General features: G+C 71.1%; 5 protein-coding genes and 1 pseudogene. All 6 read right to left on the bottom strand.

Features of this window, described 5'->3' with window-relative positions:
- Positions 1–141: 141 nt before the first annotated feature.
- On the bottom strand, positions 142–588 hold the full coding sequence (locus ACFV0Q_RS40500; protein ID WP_385012977.1) for a pilus assembly protein TadG-related protein: 447 nt from the start codon (positions 586–588) through the stop codon (positions 142–144).
- A gap of 58 nt (positions 589–646) precedes the next feature.
- Entirely contained in the window at positions 647–1,114 is a 468-nt protein-coding gene (locus tag ACFV0Q_RS40495; protein ID WP_385012976.1) for a TadE/TadG family type IV pilus assembly protein, read from the bottom strand.
- Positions 1,111–1,572 carry a TadE family protein gene (locus ACFV0Q_RS40490; protein ID WP_385012975.1) on the bottom strand — a complete coding sequence of 154 codons (462 nt, stop codon included), beginning with the start codon at positions 1,570–1,572 and terminating at the stop codon, positions 1,111–1,113. Before ACFV0Q_RS40490 ends, ACFV0Q_RS40495 begins: the two co-directional genes overlap by 4 nt.
- A gap of 26 nt (positions 1,573–1,598) precedes the next feature.
- Positions 1,599–1,802 (bottom strand): hypothetical protein, encoded by a 204-nt coding sequence (locus ACFV0Q_RS40485; protein WP_385012973.1) that lies wholly within the window; start codon positions 1,800–1,802, stop codon positions 1,599–1,601.
- 20 nt (positions 1,803–1,822) lie between these two features.
- Entirely contained in the window at positions 1,823–2,707 is an 885-nt protein-coding gene (locus tag ACFV0Q_RS40480; RefSeq protein WP_385012971.1) for a type II secretion system F family protein, read from the bottom strand.
- Positions 2,704–2,914, bottom strand: a pseudogene (locus ACFV0Q_RS40475) (hypothetical protein); the annotation flags it as partial. The pseudogene ACFV0Q_RS40475 and the gene ACFV0Q_RS40480, both read right to left, overlap by 4 nt.

Here is a 2,914-nt window from a genome sequence, read left to right as displayed (position 1 = left end):
GGGCGGTGAGGATGGTCAGGGAGAGCAGGCCGCGCATGAGGGCGGCCGCCGTCTGTGCGCCCCCGTGCCGTGGGCGGGGCCGTGGGGTGCGGCCGGAGGTGGGCTGGCTCATGGACGGGTCCTTCGTGCGTGTGACGGGGTCTATTGGGGTTGGGTGATGCCGTGGAGGAGACGGGCTGTGCCGTGGCCGGACACGTTCATGGACCCGATCCCGACGACCGCCAAGAACTTGGTGCTGTAGGTGTCCTGGACGGTGACCGAGAGGCGGGTTCCGTCACCGGACAGCGCGGTGGAGCCCTGGGTACCGGCGCGCGCGAGGTACGCCTGGGCGGCGGCTTGGGCAGCGGCGGGATCGGCGCGGATCTGGCCGCCGGTGACGGCGGTGGCAGGGTCGATGGCCTGCCCTGCCGCGCGGGCGGCCTCCATCGCGACGGCGTCGGCGCGTTCGGTGGCACGGAGCTTCCCGCTGCCGTCGATGGCCAGGCCGATGATGCCCAGCAGGGCCACGGTGACGATCGCGGTGTAGATCGCGATCCCACCGTCGTCACCCCGCAGGCTCCGCCGCGCCGACACCGGCCCCTGGAACATCGGTGGCTGCGGCACCGGTCGGGAGGCGGTGGTGGTGGGGTCCGGTTGGGTCATGGGCTTATCCCTCCCGGGAGCGGTAGGCGTCCACGACGGACGTGAACGTGCTGGTAAGCGTCTTAGACCCGGGGACCCCGGGCAGCAGCAGGTCGGACATGGGCATCGTGCAGGAGATGATGACCGTGACGGTGCCGATCTCTCCCAGCGGCACGGCAAACCCGGCCGTGTCTACGCTGGTGCTGGTGGATGCGCAGTGAATGCCCTGGTCGTTCAGGGAGCGGGCGGCCGCGGCAGTGGCTTCGGCCTGCGCGCCGGAGGTGGTGCGGGAGATGGAGGCGGCGCGGGCGGCATCCTCGGCGGCGGCATCGATCTTTGCACCAGAGGTGACGATGCGGCCGCCCGCGATGGCCAGGCACAGCAGCATCAGCAGCAGCGGGGTGACGATCGCGGCCGAGATGGACTCGCTACCCCGGTCCTCGCGCAACCGCTCCAGCCACCAGGCTCGGCCGGTCCATACGTTGCGGGTCATGGGGTGGTCCACCGTTCGCGGGGAGCGCCGGCCGACTGGGACACGCTCAGACCAGAGAGGCCGGGGATCAGAGAGGGGGCTTGGCCGGTGACGGTGACACGGACCTCGGTGGCGCTGCTGGAGGTGCTGACCGTGGCCTGCCCGAGGCTGTCGCCCGCGATCCGTCCCAGGGTTTCCCGGGCCCGGGCCGCGCCCGCGCCTTCCGGCGCTTGATAGGTACGGGCGGCGGCGACGCCTTCACGGGCGGCGGTGAGCGCGATGTTCCGGGCGAAGAACCACATGGACGCCTGAACCACGGCGACGGTGACCAGGATGACGAAGGGGAACACGATCGCCATCTGGATCGACGCCTCCCCCCGGTCCCCCCAACACCGGCCCCGGCCTTCGGCATGCCCCGGCTCCAGCCGTGCGCCTGCGTCGGCAATCGCCGGGTCGCTCTTCGCCGTGCGCTTCTTCACCGCACCCCCCTTCTCGCTCGACCTGCTCAGATTCCGCTGAGCTTGCCCTGGTACTTGACGACGACGACCGCGATCGTCCCGGCGATAGCGAGGGCGCCGGCGACGGCGGCAGTCCAGATGATGATGGTCGTGATGGAGATGTCGCCCCGGTCCTGGTTGCCGCGGCTGTGCGCCTGGATCTTCTCCCAGTGCGCTTTGGCAGCGAGTGACAGGCGAATCAGCTTGTTCATGAACGGACTCCTCCGTGTGGTCAGGTGGTGAGCATGCGGATGATGGCGGGGAAAGCGATCAGGAGCATGACCAGGACCGCGAGGAGCGCGCCGGGGGCGGTCATCTTCTCGCTGTTGGCGTTGGCTTCGGCGGCCTGATCTGCCAGGAGCTCGGTGCGCAGGTTCTTCGCGCGCGAGCGGAGGGTGGCGTAGACGGAGGCCCCGTCGTCGGCGGACTGCCGCATGATCGCGGCGAGGTCGTCGAGCACGGGGAGGTCGAGTTCGGTGGTCAGGCGGGCCAGGGACTCCCAGTGCGCGACCTTGTCGACCCGGGACTGCGCCAACGCTCCGCGGATGCGCTGGAACGCCCACCCTTCGCCGACCTGGGCGGCCTGTTCCATGGCCTGCTCGGCGGAGACGTTCCCGGCCCGGCGCAGCGCGACAAGGTCGAGGTAGGCGGCCACGGCATGCCCGAACTCGCCGCGGGCACGCTTGGCCTTGTCCCGGGTGGCGAGATCGGGAGCGAACCACAGCACGATCGCGGCCAGGATCCCGACGATCGCGGGCAGGTAGAGCGGCACGCCGAGGAGTAGCAGCGGGATCGTCGACAGCGGCGGCAGCAACAGCCCCCCACCAGCCAAGGCGACCTTGGTCAGCAGGAACTTGGCGGGGGTGGTGCCGGTCAGGGCGAGGTCCTTGTGGGGGATCCGTACGCCCGGCAGGTCGGTGAGGTGCTCCACCAGCCACCGGCCCCACCGCTCGTCCCGGTCGGCGATCTCGCTGTCGGGGCGTGGGGGAGTGGCGGGCTGGTTGAGACGGCGCAGCGCAGGCCCGAGCGCGGGTGCGGGGCGCAGGACTTCGCGGACCAGGAGCGCGCAGCCGGCTCCGATGGCAGCGCCGGACAGGATCGCGGCTACCGGCATCATGCGGTCACCTCCGCACTCGTCTCCCCGGCCCCGGTCGCGGGTTCGTTGTCGGGGAGGGGGGTGGGATCGACGGCGCTGCGGGGGTCGACGACCAGGAACCGGGGGGTGGGCTTGGTGTCGGCGATCTGCCGCATCATCGCGAGGACTCCGACGAAGCCGGCCAGCAGCACGGCCAGGACCAATTGTCCGAGGAGGGTGCCGTAGGGG

The organism is Streptomyces sp. NPDC059564 (assembly GCF_042735575.1).
Classification (GTDB): domain Bacteria; phylum Actinomycetota; class Actinomycetes; order Streptomycetales; family Streptomycetaceae; genus Streptomyces.
The sequence above is the reverse complement of the archived record's forward strand: the minus strand, read 5'-3'. Positions and strand labels throughout refer to the sequence as shown.